This window comes from Janibacter sp. Y6 (genome assembly GCF_040900765.1).
Classification (GTDB): Bacteria; Actinomycetota; Actinomycetes; order Actinomycetales; family Dermatophilaceae; genus Marihabitans; species Marihabitans melonis.
This window is the reverse complement of the sequence record NZ_JAKLYZ010000001.1, coordinates 456,348-475,228: the sequence shown is the minus strand read 5'-3', so window position 1 is coordinate 475,228 and position 18,881 is coordinate 456,348. Positions and strand designations below refer to the sequence as shown.

Sequence of the window (18,881 nt, the reverse complement as noted above, 5' to 3'; positions counted from 1 at the left end):
CTCCTCCGGGATCCCACGACATCCACCGGGATCCCACGAGACCCGGGCGCGCACCTCACCCGGCGCGGGGTTGTCCTCAGCCGGCGCGGGGCAGGATCGTCAGGGCGTGGTCGTAGGAGCCGGGGGTGAGGTCCCAGACGACGTGTGGTGGCCCGTTGTCGGACGGCTCGGTGTCGAGGTGTCCGTGGAGGCGGCGGGCGTGGACGATCGTGTGGTGGCGGGCGCAGAGCAGGGCGGCGTTGCTGAGGTCGGTGGGTCCGCCGTCGGCCCAGTGGATGAGGTGATGCGCGTCGGTCCACCGCGCGGGGGTGGTGCAGCCGGGGTAGGTGCAGCCGCCGTCGCGCAGCCACAGCTGGCGGGTCATCGCGGGGGTGACAAGCCGGACCGCGGTGCCTTGGTCGAGGACCTGGCTGCGGCTGCCCAGGACGACGGGGATGACCTCGGCGTCACAGGCCAGGCGGCGGATGGTGTCGGGCGCGAGGAGGGTGCCGGTGTCGAGGCCGCCGAGGGTGCGCGCCGCACCGGTGCGTGCACGGAGGTCGTCGTAGGTCATGGTGAGCAGCAGGGTGGCCTTGGCGCCGCGTCCGGCCCTGGTGTCCATGCCTGCCACCGCGGTGCGCACCACCTCGACGAGGGCGTCGGCGCGGCGCTGGTCGCTGGTGCGCAGGTCGGGCTCGCGGGTGCCGGTGTCCTCGTCCTGGGTCGGGGCTGGTGCGGACAGGGCCTCGATGGCGGCCTCGAGGACGGCGGCGCCCTCGGGGCCAAGGACGAGCCGGTACTCGTGCAACCCGTCGTCGACGACGGGTCGGGAGAGGCTGCGCCCGCGGCGCAGGCGGTCCTGCTCGGTCTGCAGCTCGCCGGGGGCGCCGTGCCTCGCGAGCAGCTCGGGGCGCACCGACCGCACACCTGCCGATCCGTGCAGGCGGCCCATCTCGATCATCGCGGTCAGGACGCTGTCGCGGGCGCCGTCGACCAGGCGCGACTCGATCCGGGAGATCTCGGTGATGACGGTGCGCGCCACCGGCAGGGTCAAAATGCCGGACTCGACGGCGTCGCGCAGCAGGGTGTTGACGGGTCGGGACAGGTCGAGCACGGCCTGGGCGATGGTGCCGCACCCTCCTTGGCGGGTGCTCACGGCGTGCTCCCTGACCCAGGCCGGTAGGGACGGGGCGTCTGACTGGGCGACCTCACCGCGCATGTGCGCTTGCGCGGTGACGACGTAGCGCCCAGCAGCGGCCAGGGTGGTCAGCTCGTCCAGGACGCCCATGACCTCGACGAGCTCGGACCCGCACGCCTGGTGGATCGCGCTGCTCAAGCCGCGCAAGGCCCGCACCGCGGCGTCGAGCGCGTCGCGGCGCTCGGCCCAGGTGATCGGGTCGTCGGGCGCGGTGCCGGCGCCAGTGGCGGTCGCCTGTCGGATCGGGACACCGGGAGCCGGACCAGCACAGGCCCAGCCGACCGCGGCGCTGCCCGTGGGCACGGACCGCACACCCCTGATCGGGGTGGTCGGAGCGGGCGTCGGTGCCATGGACCAACGCTAGGGGCAACCACCGACAACGGGCGGCGCGCGACCGGCGAGGCGACCGGTCACGACATCTAGGGTGAGCGGCATGGCACAGGGCAGCTACGTCGAGCAGGACTTCACCCGGGACACCAACTACATCGGCGACCGCATCCTCGCCGAGCCCGACCCCGCGAAGGGGCCCGGGAGCGACATGCCGGTGGGGGAGCAGGAGTGGCCGGTCGAGGCCGGTCGCTACCACCTCGTCGTGGCCCGCGCCTGCCCGTGGGCCAACCGCGCGATCATCGTGCGCCGCCTGCTGGGGCTCGAGGACGCCATCTCCATGGGGGTGGCCGGTCCGACCCACGACGCCGACAGCTGGACCTTCGACCTCGACGAGGGGCACCTCGACCCGGTGCTGCAGATCCCGCGGATCAAGGACGCGTACGAGGCGCGGGTGCCCGGCTACCCGCGCGGCATCACGGTCCCGGCCGTCGTCGACATCCCCTCCGGTCAGGTCGTGACCAACGACTTCCCGTGGATCACCTACGACATGTCCGGGCAGTGGCGCGACCACCACCGCGAGGGGGCGCCCGACCTGTGGCCCGAGGAGCTGCGGGCCGAGATGGACGAGGTCAACAAGCGCGTCTACACCGAGGTCAACAACGGGGTGTACCGCTGCGGCTTCGCCGGCACGCAGGAGTCCTACGATGCCGCCTACGAGCGGCTGTGGACGGCGCTGGACTGGCTCGAAGAGCGTCTGTCCACCCGGCGCTACCTCGTCGGCGAGCACATCACCGAGGCCGACGTGCGCCTCTTCACGACCCTCGCCCGCTTCGACGCCGCGTACCACGGGCACTTCAAGTGCAACCGCTCGAAGCTCACCGAGATGCCCGTCCTGTGGGCCTACGCGCGCGACCTCTTCACCACGCCCGGCTTCGGCGACACGACGGACTTCGTGCACATCAAGGCGCACTACTACGGAGTCCACCGCGACATCAACCCCACCGGCGTCGTGCCCCTCGGGCCGGACCTGTCAGGCTGGGCCGAGCCGCACGGTCGCGAGTCGCTCGGGGGGTCCCCCTTCGCCCCGGGGGCGACCGCCCCCGGTCCGGTGCCCGAGCGCGAGCGGGTGCCGGTCGAGCACAACCCGCACGTCGACCCGGCGACCGGGCTCGTGCGCACCGCCTGACGACTCACCTGTCAACGATGCGTTGACGTCCATAGGCTCGTCAACCTAAGGTTGACGCATGACTCCTCGGCACGTCTCACTCCTCATGCGATCGGGCCTGACCTTCATCGCCCTCGGGGCGCTCACCTTCGTCGGCAGCCTCGTCGTCGACTCGGGGTTCGTCCACGGCGCCTTCCAGGGTGCGACGGTCGCGCTCATGGTCGGCGGCGCCTACCTCCTCGGTCGGCGGGTGTGGTCCTCGGACGCGGACCCCGACGAGGACAGCATGTGGCTGCCCAGCCGTGACGGGGCGGACGAGCGGTGAGCGACCGGCCGCAGGTCGTCGACCAGGGTCTCGCCGACCGGGTCGGGCGGGCCGTCCTCGGCGAAGGGGTCGACCCCGAGCGGGCTGACGACCACCTCGCCATCGTCGGTCGGGCCGCCCAGGCCGACGAGGTGACCCGAGACCTGCTGCGCCAGGCGGTCGCCGCCGCCCGGGCCCACGGGCACAGCTGGGCGGCCATCGGGGGAGTGCTCGGCATGAGTCGTCAGGCGGTGCAGCAGCGCTTCGGCTCCGAGACCGACCCCGGTGGCGGCGCCGCAGAGCCCGGCGCGGGGACGACCGGGCAGCGACGTCGGCTCGGTCCCGTGACCGCGCTCGACGAGCTCGCCGAGCTCGAGATCGCCGGTCGGCAGGGCTGGCGCACCGTCGGCGCGGGCATGTTCTACCACCTCGTCGAGCGCACGGACACGCAGTGGGAGCACCGCCGCGTCGTGTGGAGCCGTCCCGCCGAGCACTACGCCAGGGACGGGTGGCAGGTCGGCTGCCGGGCCTTCCCGTGGCTCTACCTCGTCCGCGACACCGGACGACCTGCCGAGCGCGGCGGCGCCCTGGGGCCGGACGCAGGCTGAGCCCGCTCGGTACAGTCACCTCCCGTGCACGTCCTCATCGCCCCCGACTGCTTCACCGGCACGCTCACCGCGACCCAGGCGGCGGAGGCGATGGCCCAGGGCTGGCGCCGCGCCGCTCCGGACGACCTGCTGACCCTGCTGCCCCTGTCCGACGGCGGTCCGGGGTTCCTCGACGTCCTCGCCGGGGCCATCGGCGGTGAGAGCGTGCTCGTCACCGTCGGTGACCCGCTCGGCCGGCCGGTGCCCGCGACGGTCCTCGTGACGACCGACGGCGAGCGGCGCACGGCCTGGGTCGAGAGCGCCCAGGCCGTCGGGCTGCACCTCCTCGAGGCCAACGAGCGCGACCCGGCGGTGACGACCTCCGCCGGTCTGGGCGAGCTCGTCCTCGCCGCGGTCGAGACGGGCGCCGACCGGGTCGTCGTCGGGCTCGGCGGGTCGGCCACCAACGACGCCGGCGCCGGGATGCTCGCCGTCCTCGCCGGGCTCGGGGAGGGCACGCTCACCCGCGGGGGGCTGGGCCTCGGCGCGGTGGCGCCCGACGACCTCGTCGACGTCGTGCCCCGGGCCCGTGAGGCCCTCCGCGGCGTCGAGCTCGTCGCGGCGACGGACGTCGACGTGCCGCTGCTCGGTCTCGACGGGGCGAGCGCGAGCCACGCCGAGGACAAGGGCGCCAGCCCGCAGCTCGCCCAGGACCTCGAGGGCGCCCTCGGGCACCTCGTCGCCGCCGTGACCGCGGCGCACCCGGCGCCGACCGACCTGCTGACCGGCCGACCTCGCCGGCTCGACCGCGAGCCAGGGGCCGGCGCCGCCGGTGGGATCGGCTACGCGCTGCTCGTCCTCGGGGCCCGACGCGTGAGCGGCGTCGACGCCACGCTGGAGGCGGTCGGGGTCGACATGCTCGTCGGCGCGGCCGACCTCGTCCTCACCGGCGAGGGCTGCCTGGACTGGCAGTCGCGCCAGGGCACGGTCGTCAGCGGCGTGTGCACCGCGGCGAGCCGCCACGGCACGCCCGTCGTCGTCGTCGCCGGCCGGGTGCTCCTCGGTCGGCGCGAGGCGATGGCGATGGGGGCGAGCGGGGTCTACGCCGTCGCCGAGTCGCTCGCCGACCTCGACGCCTCGCTCGCCGACCCGGTGCCGAGGCTCACCGCCCGGGTCAGCCGCGTCGCGGCCACGTGGTCACCGGGTCGCTGACCGCGCGCTACGACCCCGGGGCTGCCGCCCTCGGCTCGCCCTGACGTACATTGGGGGTGCGGGAAGATCTCCGGCACCCCCGGTGTTCATCCCGCTGACGGGATCTACGCCCGCCCCCCGAGACACGTGAGGATCACCATGAGCGTCCAGGACGAGACGGTCACGACGACCACCGAGCAGGCCACCGCCGAGGAGACCCACGGCGTGCTGCTCACCGACCTCGCGGCTGGCAAGGTCAAGTCCCTCCTCGAGCAGGAGGGTCGCGACGACCTCCGCCTGCGCGTGGGTGTGCAGCCCGGTGGCTGCTCCGGCCTGATCTACCAGCTGTACTTCGACGAGCGCACCCTCGACGGCGACCTCGTCCGCGACTTCGACGGCGTCGGCGTCGTCGTCGACCGGATGTCGGCCCCGTACCTCACCGGTGCGACGATCGACTTCGCCGACACGATCGAGAAGCAGGGCTTCACGATCGACAACCCCAACGCCGGCAGCTCCTGCGCCTGCGGCGACTCCTTCAGCTGATCGAGCGCTGCCGGTGAGCGAGCACGAGCTCACCACGCACGACGGGCCCCTCACCTCGCGGTGAGAGGCCCGTCGTCGTCTGCGGGTCCGGGGCCTCGGCTCGAGCTCTCAGGCCCGCGGGCTGGAGGCCGCGGGCGCGCGGTGGCCCCGGCGCAGCAGCCGCCACGGCTGGGCGACGAGCACGAAGGTGAGCAGCGGCAGCCCGAGGAGGTACCCGCCGATGCCCCCTGCGCCGGCGGAGTAGCTGCGGCCGGGGTCGACCTGGGCGGTGTAGTCGACCCCGAACCACGGGAAGACCGCGCCGCTCACCTCGCGCCCCGTCGCCCCGCTCGCCTCGACGCCCGAGGTGAAGGCGATCGCCGTGAGCACGCAGCCGAAGAGGACGACGGTGAAGACGCCAGCCGCCGCCATCGCGGCCTGCGACCACCGCGGGCGGGTCGGGTCGGTCTCCGTGGCGCCGAAGGCGAGCTCCTTGGGGGAGCCGATGCCGAAGAGCGCGCGGGTCGTGCCGACGTCGGTGCTCGCCTCGGCGAGGTTGGCGCGCAGCTCGCGTCGCAGGTCGCGGCGTCGCGACCCGCGCACGCCGCGCATCTCGAGCCAGAAGTCGTAGCGCAGGATCGCGGACTCGATCCGGGCCCGGTCGATGATCGTCATGCTCTCTCCCCTGAGGTGGGCGACACGGTGGTCGCGGTCTGGACGGACGAGACGAGGTGCTCCCAGGCGGAGCGCCGCGCGACGAGCTCGGCCCGGCCGGCCTCGGTGAGGCCGTAGTACTTGCGGGCCGGGCCGGACTCGCTGCGCACGAGGTGCGACGCGAGGAGACCGGCACCCTCGAGCCGGGTGAGGGCCGGGTAGACCGTGCCCTCGGCGAGGTCGTCGAAGCCGGCCTCGCGCAGCTGGGTGACGAGGCCGTAGCCGTAGCTGTCGCCGGTCGACAGCACGCTGAGCAGCAGCAGCCCGAGGACTCCCTTGAGCATCTGCGGGTCGTGGGTGGGCATGGCGCAACTGTCCACCCGCTACCTAGCGATGTCAAGTACCAAACGATGCACAGCACGGGACCGCGGCGGGGCGGTCTCGACGACCCCGGGCCGTGGGCCGTGGGCGTGGCGACCTGCCGGATACAGTGCGGCGGTGCGCATCGCCATCGCCGGATCCATCGCCACCGACCACCTCATGACCTTCTCGGGCCGTTTCGCCGACTCCCTCGTCGTCGACCAGCTCGACAAGATCTCGCTGAGCTTCCTCGCCCACAAGCTCGACATCCGACGAGGGGGCGTCGCCGCGAACATCTGCTTCGGCATGGCGCGCCTGGGCCAGCGCCCCGTGCTCGTCGGGGCCGTGGGCGAGGACTTCGCCGACTACCGCTCGTGGCTGGAGCGCCACGGCGTCGACTGCGCCTCCGTGCGCGTCTCCCAGACGCAGCACACGGCTCGCTTCGTGTGCACGACCGACGACGACATGGCCCAGATCGCGACCTTCTACGCCGGCGCGATGTCCGAGGCCCGCGAGATCGAGCTCGGGCCCGTGGCCGACCGCCTCGGGGGCCTCGACCTCGTGCTCGTCGGCCCCGACGACCCCGAGGCCATGCGCCGGCACACCGACGAGTGCCGCAAGCGCGGCATCCCCTTCGTCGCCGACCCGAGCCAGCAGCTCGCCTTCAGCGACGGCGCCTTCATCCGCGACCTCGTGGAGGGGGCCGAGTACCTCATCACCAACGAGTACGAGTCGCACCTCACCGAGCAGAAGACCGGCTGGAGCCAGGACGAGATCACCGCGCGGGTGCGCTTCCGGGTGACGACCCTGGGCAAGGACGGCGTGCGGATCACCGGCGCCGAGCTGCCCGAGCCGGTCGTCGTCCCCGCTGCCCGTGAGGTGCGCAAGGCCGACCCGACCGGGGTCGGCGACGCCTTCCGTGCCGGCTTCATCACCGGCATCGCCATCGGCCTGCCGCTGCGCGAGTCGGCCGAGGTGGGCTCGATGCTCGCGACCTACGTCATCGAGACCGTCGGCACCCAGGAGTACGAGCTGGGGCGCGAGGACTTCGTCGCCCGCTTCCGCGAGGCGTACGGCGACGCGAGCGCCGACCTGCTCGTCGACGCCCTGGCAGCCGCGGCCTGAGCGTCGTGACGCCCGGGGCGAGCGGCTCTGCGCCGCGGTCCCCGCAGGTCCCGTACCCGCCGGTCGACCCCGGCCCCGCCGGTGTCGACCTCGCCTCGGTCCGCGACACGCCGGGGGAGGACCTCGTGGCGATCGGCGCCGACCTGCGCCCCGGCACCGTGCTCGAGGCCTACCGGCACGGTCTCTTCCCCATGGGGGTGGGCGACCTCGGTGGCCCGCCCGTCGGCTGGTGGCGCCCCGAGGAGCGGGGGGTGCTGCTGCCCGGCGCGCTGCGGATGACCCGCTCGCTGCGCCGCTCCTGCCGGCGGCTGCGCGTGAGCGTCGACCTCGCCTTCGACGCCGTCGTCGCCGCCTGCGCCGATCCCGACCGACCCGGTGCGTGGATCACCGACGACGTCCGCCTGTCCTACGGGGCCCTCCACCTCCTCGGCTGGGCGCACTCCGTCGAGGTGTGGGAGGGGGAACCTGGCGAAGGGGATCTCGTCGGGGGTCTCTACGGCCTGGCGATCGGCGGCCTCTTCGCGGGGGAGTCGATGTTCCACCGGGTGAGCGACGCCTCGAAGGTCGCCCTCGTCGCCCTCGACGGGCTGGTGCTCACCCCTTCGCGTCCTGCTGCTCTCGTCGACACCCAGTGGCCCACCGAGCACCTCGAGTCTCTCGGCGTGACGACCCTGTCACGGACCGCCTACGCGAGGCGCCTGGCCGCCGCCCTGCGCGAGCCCCAGCCCGACCTCGCCCGGGCCGTCCTGCCGGCGCCGTGGGGGCCGTGAGGACACCGCCGGCGACCGCTCGGCGACAGGGGGCTCGACGGGGCTCGCCACACCCCTGCGGGCGGCGCCCCCGGTCCCGGACCTCCCAGCCGACTGGGGTACCTTTGCTCGTGTTCCACTGTCCGTCCCGTCCCAGGTTGGTGTCCCTTGCCTCGTCCTGACCGCCACATCGGTCGAGCTCGTCGCCGGATCGGCGTCGTCGGTCTTGCCGTCGCCGCTCTCGCGCTCTCGGCCTGCAGCGCCGTCGGTATCCACACCGACCCTGCCAACGGCTACCTGCCCCAGGGGGCGACGGAGCAGTCCAAGCTCGTCGAGAACCTCTGGATCGGCTCCTGGATCGCCGCGCTGGCCGTCGGCGTCCTCGTGTGGGGCCTGACGATCTGGTGCATGGTGGCGTACCGCCGTCGCAAGGACGACGACGGCAGCCTGCCCGTCCAGCTCCAGTACAACGTCCCCCTCGAGATCCTCTACACGGTCGTCCCGATCCTCATGGTCGGCGCCCTCTTCTACTTCACCGAGGAGGCGCAGTCCGAGCTGCACGACGTCTCGCAGACGCCCGACGTGACGATCAACGTCGCCGCGAAGCAGTGGAGCTGGGACTTCAACTACGTCGACGCCGACGTCCACGAGAGCGGCCTCATGGCCGAGCTCGACGGCAAGCCGGGTGTCGAGGAGACGCTGCCGACGCTCTACGTGCCGGTCGACAAGCGCGTCGAGTTCCAGCTCACCTCGCGTGACGTCATCCACTCCTTCTGGGTCCCCGCCTTCCTCGAGAAGATGGACCTCAACCCCTCCCTGGTCAACCGCCTCCAGGTCACCCCGACCGAGACCGGCACCTTCCAGGGCAAGTGCGCCGAGCTCTGCGGCGCCTACCACAGCCAGATGCTCTTCAACGTCAAGGTCGTCAGCCAGGAGGAGTTCGACCAGCACATGGCCGACCTCGAGGCGAAGGGCCAGACCGGGCTGCTGCCCACCGACCTCAACCGCGAGAAGCTCGCGCCGGGCGAGGCCGAACTGCTCGAGGAAGGGGCACGCTGATGTCCGGCATCACCGGGATCGTCAACCGGACGACCGACTCCGAGGACCGCCGCGTCATGAGGCGCGAGCGGGCCGGTACGCAGGCCTACAAGTACCTGACGACGACCGACCACAAGGTCATCGGCAACCTCTACCTCGTCACCTCCTTCCTGTGGTTCCTCATCGGTGGCGTGATGGCCCTCGTCATCCGCGCCGAGCTGTGGGCCCCCGGTCTGCAGGTGGTCGACAACCCCGAGCAGTTCAACCAGATGTTCACCATGCACGGCACGGTGATGCTCCTGCTCTTCGCGACCCCGGCCTTCGCCGGCTTCGCCAACGCGCTCATGCCGCTGCAGATCGGCGCCCCTGACGTCTCCTTCCCGCGGCTGAACATGTTCGCGTACTGGCTTTACCTCTTCGGCGGTGTCATCGCCGGCGCCGGTCTGCTCACCCCGGGCGGCGCCGCGAGCTTCGGCTGGACGGCGTACACCCCGCTGTCGAACCCCACCTACAGCCCCGGCCTCGGCGGCGACCTGTGGGTCTGGGGCCTCGCGCTCGGTGGCTTCGGCACGATCCTCGGCGCCGTCAACTTCATCACGACGATCCTGTGCATGCGCGCGCCCGGCATGACGATGTTCCGGATGCCGATCTTCACGTGGACCGTGCTCATCACCTCGATCCTCGTCCTCATGGCCTTCCCGGTCCTCGCGGCCGCGCTCATCGGCCTGGGCGTGGACCGGCGCTTCGGCGGGCACATCTTCGCGCCGGAGAGCGGCGGGACGTTGCTGTGGCAGCACCTCTTCTGGTTCTTCGGGCACCCAGAGGTCTACGTGCTCGCCCTGCCGTTCTTCGGCATCGTCTCCGAGATCATCCCGGTCTTCTCCCGCAAGCCGATCTTCGGCTACAAGACGCTCGTCTTCGCGACGATCGCCATCGCGGCGCTGTCGGTCTCGGTGTGGGCCCACCACATGTACGTCACCGGCCAGGTCTTCCTGCCGTTCTTCGCGATCATGACGATGCTCATCGCGGTGCCGACAGGCGTGAAGTTCTTCAACTGGATCGGCACGATGTGGGGCGGCAAGCTCGTCTTCGACACGCCGATGATCTGGACGATCGGCTTCCTCGTGACCTTCCTCTTCGGTGGTCTGACGGGCATCATCCTCGCCAGCCCCGCCCTGGACTTCCACGTGTCCGACACGTACTTCGTCGTCGCGCACTTCCACTACGTGCTCTTCGGCACCATCGTCTTCAGCTTCTTCGCGGCGACGTACTTCTGGTGGCCGAAGTTCACCGGCAAGATGCTCGACGAGACCCTCGGCAAGTGGCACTTCTGGCTGCTCTTCATCGGCTTCCACACGACCTTCCTCATCCAGCACTGGCTGGGTGTGCAGAACATGCCGCGTCGTTACGCCGACTACATGCCCGAGGACAACATCCAGCTGGCCAACCAGATCTCCACGGTCGGCGCCTTCATCCTCGCGATCTCGTTCTTCCCCTTCTTCTACAACGTGTGGAAGACGCAGACGACCGCCCCGGACGTCAACCAGGACGACCCGTGGGGCTACGGCGCCTCGCTGGAGTGGGCCACCTCGTGCCCGCCCCCGCGGCACAACTTCACCTCGATCCCGCGGATCCGCTCCGAGCGCCCGGCCTTCGACCTGCACCACCCGGAGTACGCGCCCCGTGCGCTCACCCCGAGCGGTGCCGGCGACCCGGCGACGGCCACGGTCCGCTCGACCCGTGAGGACAACGCATGAAGCCCGAGTACAAGCTCTTCGGCATCCTCGCCGTCTTCTTCTTCCTCGTCGCCACGATCTACGGCCTGGTGACGCAGTGGGACGAGCCGGTCGGGTTCGTCGGGCTCTACCTCGCCGGTGGTCTCGGCGTGATGATCGCCTTCTACCTGGCCAAGACGGCCGCGAAGCTCCCTCTTCGCCCCGAGGACGACCTCGACGGCGAGATCGAGCAGCAGGCCGGCAGCTACGGCTCCTTCGCCCCGTACTCGTGGTGGCCGCTGTGGCTGGCGCTGTCCGGGTCGATCATCTTCCTCGGTGTCGCCGTCGGCATCTGGGTCGCGGTCCTGGGCGCGGTCTTCGGCGTCTTCGCCCTCGTCGGCTGGGTCTTCGAGTACTACAAGGGCGAGCACGCCCACTGAGCACGCATGCCGGCTGACGCCGCGGCGACCACGACCACCGGTCGAGGTCGCCGCGGCGTCGTCGTCCGAGGACCGGGCCTGCAGGGGCCGCACGAGCAGGGGAGAGGGGCACCTCGATGAGCAGGGGAGCGAAGGGCGGCCGCTGGGCCGCGTACGGTGCGGCAGCAGGCCTGCTGCTGGCCGGGTGCACGTCGGGGGCCGAGGGCACCGGGACGGCGGGCGCGACGGGCTCGGGCACGAGCGGGTCGACCGACGGGCAGACGTCGAGCACGACGTCGGCACCCGCCCGGCCCGCCCGGCTCAAGCTCTCACCTGCTGACGGGGCCCGTGACGTCATGCCCGACCAGCCGGTGACCGTCCAGGCGATGACCGGGCAGCTCGACGGCGTGACGGTGCGCACCGCTGGCGGGAGCGCGGTCGAAGGACGCGTCACGGGCTCGCAGTGGAAGAGCACGGGTCGTCTTGCGCCGGGGTCGAGGTACTCCGTGACGACGCGCAGCACTGGTTCGGACGGCGTCGAGCGCACCTCGCGCTCGACCTTCCGCACCCACGAGCCCGCGGTCACCGCGACCTACGGGATGGTCTACGACGGGCAGACCGTCGGGGTCGCGATGCCGGTGAGCCTGCAGTTCGACTCCGCCGTGACCTCTGCCCGCTACCGCCGGGCGATCGAGAAGGCCGTCACGGTGACCACCTCTCCGCGCACTCAGGGGTCGTGGGGGTGGCTCGACGACCGCCAGCTCATGTGGCGCCCGAAGTCCTTCTGGAAGCCCGGCACGACGGTGACCCTCGACGCGCCGCTCACGGGCTTCCAGACCGGCGAGGACAAGTGGGTCAGCAGCGACGTCTCCGGCACGATGACCATCGGCCGGCAGCAGCTGACGACGGTCGACATCGCGCAGCACCGCCTGCGCGTCACGCGTGACGGCGAGACGGTGCGCTCCTTCCCCGTCTCGAGCGGCAAGCCGGGCCCGCAGACCGAGACCCGGTCGGGGATGAAGGTCGTCATCGGCAAGCAGGCGAAGATGACGATGGACTCCGAGACGATCGGGATCGACAAGGGCGAGCCGGGCTACTACAAGATCGACACCGACTGGAACGTCCGGGTGACCTGGACGGGGGAGTTCTTGCACTCCGCGCCCTGGTCGGTCGGTGCGCAGGGCTCGAGCAACGTCTCGCACGGGTGCGTCAACCTCGCGCCCGCCGCCGCTCGCTGGATGTACGAGAGCTCCATCCCGGGCGACCCGGTGGACTTCACCGGCTCCTCGCGGGAGTTCCAGCCCACCGAGGGCATCGGGGTATGGCAGTACGACTACGCCGGGTGGCAGGAGCAGAGCGCTCTGCGTTGATCGGGCACAGCGCTCTGCGCTGATCGGGGCGGGTCAGCCCCAGCCGAGCGCGTGGAGGCGGGCGTCGTCGATCCCGAAGTGGTGCGCGATCTCGTGCACGACGGTGATCGCGACCTCCTCGCGCAGCTCGTCGAGGTCCTCGCACATCCGGGTGAGCGGCCCCCGGAAGAGGACGACCCGGTCCGGCAGCGACCCGGCCGCCCACCAGGCGTCGCGCTCGGTGAGCGGGGTGCCGAGGTAGATGCCGAGCAGGTCGCCCGCCTCGTCGGGGGGCAGCGTGGGGTCGAGGTGCTCCTCGGTGGGCTCGTCCTCGACGAAGATCGCGAGGTTGTCGGCCATCCGCATGAGCTGCTCGGGCACGGCGTCGAGCGCCTCGTGCACGACCGTCTCGAAGGTCGCGTCGTCGACGGCCTCCACTACGCTGCCGCCTGCTCGGTCGCCGGCTGCGGACGCCGGTCGGGGTCGGCCCACCGGTGCAGCCACCACAGGGCCACCCCGAGGAGCAGCAGGCCGAGGCTGGTCGAGGTGAAGGCGAGCATCGACACCCCGGCCAGCGGCGCGACGAGACCGGCGAGCGCGGAGTTGAGCAGCAGCATGAGGAAGGTGCTCACGGACGCGGCGGTGCCCCGCGCGCGCGGGAAGGCGTCGAGCAGGGCGATCTGGTAGACGGGCAGCGATAGACCGGTCGCGAAGGAGACCATGACGAGACCGACGAGAGCGTAGGGCATCTGCGCCGACGTGCCCGGGGTGGCGGCGAGGACGGCGGCCACGACCGCACCGGTGACGGCGACGACCTGGGCGCTGGCGACGAGCCGGGGGCCGGGCACGCGCTCGGCGAGCCGTCCGCCGACGAAGGAGCCGCTCACCATCGCGACGACCATCGGCACGAAGAGCTGCCAGAAGTCCTGCTCCCCGAGCCCGAGGATCTCTACGACGACGATCGGTGCCCCGGCGATGTAGAGGAACTGCGCGGCGAAGGAGAAGGCGTTGGCCCCGCACAGGACGAGGAAGCGTCCGTCTCGGGCGGCCGCGGCGACGTTGCCCAGGACGCTCCCGACGCGAAGGGGGGTGCGCCGATCGACGGGGTGGCTCTCGGGCAGGAGGAGCACGACCGCGGCAGCGATGAGGACACCGAAGAGCGCGAGGAACCAGAAGATCACCGGCCACGGGCCGAGGTGGAGCAACCAGCCGCCGAGGAGGGGGGCGATCGCCGGGCCCACGCCGAAGACCATGGCGATGACGCTCATCAGCTGCTGGGCCCGGGGTCCCTCGTAGAGGTCGCGCACGACCGTGCGCGAGACGATGGTGCCCGCACCCGCCGAGGCGCCCTGGAGGGCGCGGCACAGCAGCAGGACGGGCAGCGAGGGGGAGAGGGCGGCGCCGACGGAGGCGAGGGCGTAGACGACCGCCCCGCCGACCATGACGGGCTTGCGCCCCACTGCGTCGCTCAGCGGGCCGTGGAAGAGGCTCATGGCGGCGAAGGAGAGCAGGTAGACGCTGACGACCTGCTGCAGCGCGGTGCTCCCGACGCCGAGGTCGCGGCCCATCTGGGTGAAGGCGGGGAAGGGGGTGTCGATCGACAGCGGCCCGAACATGCCGAGCACCGCGAGGACGACGACCATGACCGCCACCGGCGCGCTCGAGGCCGCCGGGGCACGACGAAGGGGCCCGGAGGTGGTCACCTCCGGGCCCCTTCGTCGGGATGGCCGCTCAGCGCTCGCCGGCCTCGACGGTGCGCCGCTCCTGCTCCTGCGCCGGCTCGATGGCCTCGTGGCTGCGACCGTCGTGGTGCGCCGCCTCGAGCTCGGCCGGGGTGACGGGGTTGACCGCACCGGAGTAGTAGAAGCGGGACAGCGCCGCACGGGCCTTGCGCTTGCCTGCACCCTTGCGCTCGACGCCGTTGGCGTCGACACCGGACTCGAGCTCCAGCGGGCTGGCCGGGTCGTGCTGCACGAGCGTCCAGCGGGTGTACGGGTCGAGCGGCTCGTGCACCTCGTGGAAGTCGCCACCAGGGCCACGCACGATGCGACCGGTCTCGCGACCGTGGAGCACGGTCTCGCGGTCGTGACGCTGCAGCGCCAGGCAGATCCGCTTCGTCGCCCAGAAGGCGATGATCGGGCCGACGAAGACGAGCACCCGCAGGATGTGGGTGATGTCGTTGATCGACATGTGGAACTTGATCGCCATGATGTCGTTGCTCGCGGCGAAGAGGAGCACGCCGTAGAAGGTCAGACCGGCCATGCCGATGCCCGTGCGCACCGGACGGTTGCGCGGGCGGTCGAGCAGGTGGTGCTCGCGCTTGTCACCGGTGACCCACGACTCGATGAAGGGGTAGGCGCCCATGACGCCGTACATCACCGGGATGAGCAGCAGCGCGCCGATGGCGACGTTGAGGCTCCACGTGTAGCCGAAGGTCGTGAACTCCAGCCAGCCGGGCAGCAGACGCAGCGCGCCGTCGGCGAAGCCCATGTACCAGTCGGGCTGGGCACCGGCGGTCGTCGCGTTCGGGTCGTAGGGCCCGTGGACCCACACCGCGTTGATCTGCACGAGGGAGGACATCAGGGCCAGGGCACCGAAGACGATGAAGAAGAAGCCACCGGCCTTGGCCGCGTAGACCGGCATGACGGGGAAGCCGACGACGTTGTCGTTCGTGCGACCCGGACCGGGGTACTGGGTGTGCTTCTGCAGCGCGACGAGGACGATGTGCGCCGTGAAGAGCGCGACGAGGATCGCCGGGAGCAGCAGGATGTGCACCGAGTACAGGCGCGGGATGATGTCCTCGCCCGGGAAGCCGCCGCCGAAGACCGCGTAGCTGAGGTAGCTGCCGATGACCGGCGCGCTGAGCATGAAGCCCTGCGCCGCCCGCAGACCGGTGCCCGAGAGCAGGTCGTCGGGCAGGGAGTAGCCGGCGAAGCCCTCGATGAGGGCGAGCATCGACAGCAGGCAGCCGATGGTCCAGTTGATCTCGCGGGGCTTGCGGAAGGCACCGGTGAAGAAGACGCGCAGCATGTGCACCGAGAGCGAGACGATGAAGAGCAGGGCCGCCCAGTGGTGGATCTGCCGGATGAGCAGACCGCCCTTGACGTCGAAGGAGATGTCGAGCGTCGAGGCGTAGGCCCGCGACATCTCGACGCCCTGCAGCGGCACGTACGAGCCGTCGTAGATGACCTCGCCGTGCGTGGGGTCGTACCACAGGGTGAGGAAGACACCGGTCAGCAGGCAGATGATCATCGAGTACATCGCGATCTCGCCGAGCATGAAGGACCAGTGGTCGGGGAAGACCTTCTTCATGAGGTAGCCCACGCCCTTGGCGGAGCCGGTGCGGTCGTCGATCCAGCCGGCGACGCCGCCGACCTTCTTCAGACCGGGTGAGGTGGAGGTGCTGCGGGGGCTGTCGCCTGCTCGCAGGGCGTCGGCAGGTCGTGCTGTGGTGCTCATCAGGACTCACGCTCCCAGAAGCTCGGTCCGACCGGTTCCTGGAAGGGCTGGTCGGCGACGAGGTAGCCGTTCTCGACGGTGATCTTCAGCTGCGGCAGCGGACGCTTGGCCGGTCCGAAGATGACTTCGCAGTCATTGGTGACGTCGAAGGTGGACTGGTGGCACGGGCAGAGGAGGTGGTGCGTGGTCTGCTCGTACAACCCGACGGGGCACCCGACATGGGTGCAGATCTTGGAGTAGGCGACGATGCCCTGGTAACCCCACTCCTGTGCCTTGCGGCCCCCAGGGGTGTCCTGGAAGTCCTCCGGCTTGAGACGCATGAGCAAGACCGCGGCCTTGCCCTTCTCGGTGAGCTTCTGCGTCCCGTGCTCCTCCAGCAGGCCTTCCGGCATGACGTGGAAGACCGAGCCGATCGTCACCTCGCCGGGACGGATCGGCTTGTTCTCGGGGTCCGTCATCAGGCGGAGCTTCTTCTCCGGCTTGACGATGAGACCGGTCTGCTCGTCACGGCGGCCGTTCCACCACGTGACGGACAGGTCGTTCTTGGGCAGGGGCCCCAGGCTGCCGGCGACCTGGAGGACGAGCGGCAGCGGGAAGAGGGCCATGGAGCCCAGGAAGGCGCCCTTGAGGATCGGACGACGGGTCAGCTGGGCCTTCTCGCCGCCCTCCATCATCGTCTCGACGAAGCCGTCGCGAGCCTCCTGGCTGCTGCGCAGCGGGTGGCGCTCCTCGACGCTCTCCTCGTCGGGCATGAGCGTCTTGGCCCACTGGACGGCACCGAGACCGATGCCGAGCAGCGCGAGCGCCAGGCCCACGCCGAGCAGGACGTTCGACAGGCTCGTGCGGCCGACGACGGGCACGAAGGTCTGGGTCTCGACGTCGACGAGGAAGTAGGCGACGAGGAAGATCAGGGTGCCGACCATCGACAGGCCGAAGAGCCCGGCGACGATGCGCTCGGCGCGGCGAGCGGCTCGGTCGTCGAGGTCGGCGGCGCGGTGGACGTGCGGCGGCAGGCCGGGGTTTTCGAAGCGGTCCGGCACCCCGCCGGTGCCCTGCACGTGGCCCTGGTCCAGGCGCACCGCGGTCCCCGCGGTGTGCTCTGACTCGGGAGTGTGGTCGGTCATCGTCTTGGTCCTTCTCTGATCAGTCGTGGCGGGGGCTCAGGCGGACTTCTGCCCGAGCCAGACGGCGGCGGCGACGAGGCCGCCGAGGCCGATCGTCCAGATGAAGAGACCCTCGGGGACGGGACCGAGCGACCCGAGCGGGTTGCCGCCGGGGTTGCCCGCGTCCTGCTGGGCCTGGATGTAGGCGATGACGTCGCGCTTGTCCTCGGGGGTGAGGTTCGCGTCGTTGAAGACGGGCATCGACTGGGGGCCGGTGAGCATGGCCTCGTAGACGTGGCGACCCTCGACGCCCGCGACGGCGGGGGCGTACTTGCCACGGGTCAGCGCGCCACCGGCGCCGGCGGAGTTGTGGCACATGGCGCAGTTGACGCGGAAGATCTCGCCGCCCTTGCCGGCATCCCCCTTCGAGGCGTCGGTGTACTCCTCCTCGGGCACCGCGGGACCGGCGCCGAGGGAGGCGACGTAGGCCCCCATCTGGTCGATCTCCTCCTGGGTGAACTTCACCTGCTCCACGCGGGGGGCCTGCACACCGGGCTTGGCCAGGGGCATGCGACCGGTGGCGACTTGGAAGTCGACGGAGGCGGCGCCGACGCCGGCCAGGCTCGGGCCCTTCTCGTCGATGCCGAGGCCGTTCGTGCCGTGGCACGTGGCGCAGTTGGCGGTGAAGAGCTTCTTGCCCTCGGCGACGTCGTCGACCGAGCTGCGGCTCGTCGCGCTGGCGTCGGCCTGCGAGGGGGAGACCGCGGCGTACGCGGTGCCGGCGAAGAAGAGGCCGAAGAGGATCAGCAGCGCCAGGGCAGCGGGGTGGCGGCGGTTGATCGAGGGCATGCGTCGTCCTGTCCTGGTGGGGGAGTCGGTCGAGGTCATGGCGCTGCTCAGCCCAGCAGGTAGATCGCGGCGAAGAGCGCGATCCACACGACGTCGACGAAGTGCCAGTAGTACGAGGTGACGACCGCTCCCGTGGCCTGGGAGTGGCTGTAGTGCCTCGTCGTGAAGGTGCGGCCGATGATGAGCAGGAAGGCGATGAGCCCGCCCGTCACGTGGATGCCGTGCAGACCGGTCGTGAGGTAGAAGACCGAGCTCCACGCGTCGGCGGACATCGTCACCCCTTCGCTCACGAGCTTCGCGTACTCCGTCACCTGACCGGCGACGAAGACCGAGCCGAAGATGTAGGTGAGCACGTACCACTCACGCATGCCCCACTGGCCGACCTGCAGCAGGCTGCCGGTGCGTGAGGGGATGCCGTCCTCGGCCTTGAGCACGCCGAGCTGGCACCACACCGAGGAGACCACGAGGATCAGGGTGTTGATCAGGGCGTACTGGACGTCGAGGATCGGGACCCGCTCGGCCCAGAGGTCCGGTCGGGTCGCGCGCAGCGTGAAGAACATCGCGAAGAGACCCGCGAAGAACATCAGCTCGCTGGAGAGCCACACGATCGTCCCGACGGAGACCATGTTGGGCCGGCTGACCGGTCCCGTCATGGGGTCCGACGGCAGCGGCGCGGGCGCGGTCGGGGAGAGTGATTGAGCAGTGGCCACGTCGTCATTATGTCCGACGGGGCGGGCCATGTGCGCGCACCCCCCGTGTGACGTGCGGCGAACGGCTCGCAGGTA

20 protein-coding genes are annotated in these 18,881 nt (G+C 71.2%); 11 read left to right on the top strand and 9 right to left on the bottom strand.

What is annotated here, in order from left to right; genetic code table 11:
- Nucleotides 1–76 precede the first annotated feature (76 nt).
- A complete protein-coding gene (locus L6241_RS02305; protein ID WP_368244595.1) occupies nt 77–1,480 on the bottom strand; it encodes a DUF222 domain-containing protein in 1,404 nt (467 codons plus the stop codon).
- A gap of 130 nt (nt 1,481–1,610) precedes the next feature.
- Between L6241_RS02305 and L6241_RS02300 the strand changes: the two genes are divergently transcribed.
- The 5 genes from L6241_RS02300 (at nt 1,611) to L6241_RS02280 (ending at nt 5,297) form a co-directional block, all read left to right on the top strand.
- Nucleotides 1,611–2,693: a glutathione S-transferase family protein gene (locus L6241_RS02300; RefSeq protein WP_368244593.1), complete on the top strand. Its 1,083-nt coding sequence runs from the start codon at nt 1,611–1,613 to the stop codon at nt 2,691–2,693.
- Between the two features lie 58 nt (nt 2,694–2,751).
- Nucleotides 2,752–2,997 (top strand): hypothetical protein, encoded by a 246-nt coding sequence (locus tag L6241_RS02295; protein ID WP_368244592.1) that lies wholly within the window; start codon nt 2,752–2,754, stop codon nt 2,995–2,997.
- A complete protein-coding gene (locus L6241_RS02290; protein ID WP_368244591.1) occupies nt 2,994–3,584 on the top strand; it encodes a hypothetical protein in 591 nt (196 codons plus the stop codon). The genes L6241_RS02295 and L6241_RS02290 overlap by 4 nt, the downstream gene beginning before the upstream one ends.
- A 24-nt stretch (nt 3,585–3,608) precedes the next feature.
- A complete protein-coding gene (locus tag L6241_RS02285; RefSeq protein WP_368244590.1) occupies nt 3,609–4,775 on the top strand; it encodes a glycerate kinase in 1,167 nt (388 codons plus the stop codon).
- A gap of 138 nt (nt 4,776–4,913) precedes the next feature.
- On the top strand, nt 4,914–5,297 hold the full coding sequence (locus tag L6241_RS02280) for an iron-sulfur cluster assembly accessory protein (protein ID WP_068275223.1): 384 nt from the start codon (nt 4,914–4,916) through the stop codon (nt 5,295–5,297).
- A 108-nt stretch (nt 5,298–5,405) separates the two neighbouring features.
- On the opposite strand, the gene L6241_RS02275 is transcribed toward L6241_RS02280, so the two are convergent.
- Together L6241_RS02275 and L6241_RS02270 are read right to left on the bottom strand one after the other, a co-directional pair.
- A complete protein-coding gene (locus L6241_RS02275; protein WP_368244589.1) occupies nt 5,406–5,951 on the bottom strand; it encodes a hypothetical protein in 546 nt (181 codons plus the stop codon).
- Entirely contained in the window at nt 5,948–6,295 is a 348-nt protein-coding gene (locus tag L6241_RS02270; RefSeq protein WP_123091947.1) for a PadR family transcriptional regulator, read from the bottom strand. The genes L6241_RS02275 and L6241_RS02270 overlap by 4 nt, the downstream gene beginning before the upstream one ends.
- A 133-nt stretch (nt 6,296–6,428) precedes the next feature.
- On the opposite strand from L6241_RS02270, the gene L6241_RS02265 reads away from it, so the two are divergent.
- The 6 genes from L6241_RS02265 (at nt 6,429) to L6241_RS02240 (ending at nt 12,706) form a co-directional block, all read left to right on the top strand.
- On the top strand, nt 6,429–7,415 hold the full coding sequence (locus tag L6241_RS02265; RefSeq protein WP_368244588.1) for a carbohydrate kinase family protein: 987 nt from the start codon (nt 6,429–6,431) through the stop codon (nt 7,413–7,415).
- Between the two features lie 5 nt (nt 7,416–7,420).
- Nucleotides 7,421–8,185 (top strand): leucyl/phenylalanyl-tRNA--protein transferase, encoded by a 765-nt coding sequence (aat, locus tag L6241_RS02260; RefSeq protein ID WP_368244586.1) that lies wholly within the window; start codon nt 7,421–7,423, stop codon nt 8,183–8,185.
- A gap of 147 nt (nt 8,186–8,332) precedes the next feature.
- Nucleotides 8,333–9,223 (top strand): cytochrome c oxidase subunit II, encoded by an 891-nt coding sequence (gene coxB / locus L6241_RS02255; protein WP_068275237.1) that lies wholly within the window; start codon nt 8,333–8,335, stop codon nt 9,221–9,223.
- Between the two features lie 56 nt (nt 9,224–9,279).
- Entirely contained in the window at nt 9,280–10,959 is a 1,680-nt protein-coding gene (ctaD, locus tag L6241_RS02250) for a cytochrome c oxidase subunit I (RefSeq protein WP_368245137.1), read from the top strand.
- On the top strand, nt 10,956–11,357 hold the full coding sequence (locus L6241_RS02245) for a cytochrome c oxidase subunit 4 (RefSeq protein ID WP_123091944.1): 402 nt from the start codon (nt 10,956–10,958) through the stop codon (nt 11,355–11,357). Before ctaD ends, L6241_RS02245 begins: the two co-directional genes overlap by 4 nt.
- 116 nt (nt 11,358–11,473) lie before the next feature.
- Nucleotides 11,474–12,706: an Ig-like domain-containing protein gene (locus L6241_RS02240; RefSeq protein WP_368244585.1), complete on the top strand. Its 1,233-nt coding sequence runs from the start codon at nt 11,474–11,476 to the stop codon at nt 12,704–12,706.
- 33 nt (nt 12,707–12,739) lie between these two features.
- On the opposite strand, the gene L6241_RS02235 is transcribed toward L6241_RS02240, so the two are convergent.
- The 6 genes from L6241_RS02235 to L6241_RS02210 are packed head-to-tail and all read right to left on the bottom strand — an operon-like array spanning nt 12,740 to nt 18,749.
- A complete protein-coding gene (locus L6241_RS02235; RefSeq protein WP_240341654.1) occupies nt 12,740–13,123 on the bottom strand; it encodes a metallopeptidase family protein in 384 nt (127 codons plus the stop codon).
- Entirely contained in the window at nt 13,123–14,388 is a 1,266-nt protein-coding gene (locus tag L6241_RS02230; RefSeq protein WP_368244584.1) for a multidrug effflux MFS transporter, read from the bottom strand. Before L6241_RS02230 ends, L6241_RS02235 begins: the two co-directional genes overlap by 1 nt.
- A 28-nt stretch (nt 14,389–14,416) precedes the next feature.
- Nucleotides 14,417–16,144, bottom strand: coding sequence for a ubiquinol-cytochrome c reductase cytochrome b subunit (locus tag L6241_RS02225; protein WP_191564216.1), 1,728 nt, complete (start codon nt 16,142–16,144; stop codon nt 14,417–14,419).
- A complete protein-coding gene (locus L6241_RS02220; RefSeq protein WP_123091941.1) occupies nt 16,144–17,268 on the bottom strand; it encodes a ubiquinol-cytochrome c reductase iron-sulfur subunit in 1,125 nt (374 codons plus the stop codon). The genes L6241_RS02225 and L6241_RS02220 overlap by 1 nt, the downstream gene beginning before the upstream one ends.
- A 36-nt stretch (nt 17,269–17,304) precedes the next feature.
- Nucleotides 17,305–18,096, bottom strand: coding sequence for a c-type cytochrome (locus L6241_RS02215; protein ID WP_068275252.1), 792 nt, complete (start codon nt 18,094–18,096; stop codon nt 17,305–17,307).
- Nucleotides 18,097–18,143: 47 nt separating this feature from the next.
- On the bottom strand, nt 18,144–18,749 hold the full coding sequence (locus L6241_RS02210) for a heme-copper oxidase subunit III (RefSeq protein WP_368245136.1): 606 nt from the start codon (nt 18,747–18,749) through the stop codon (nt 18,144–18,146).
- Nucleotides 18,750–18,881: the final 132 nt, after the last annotated feature.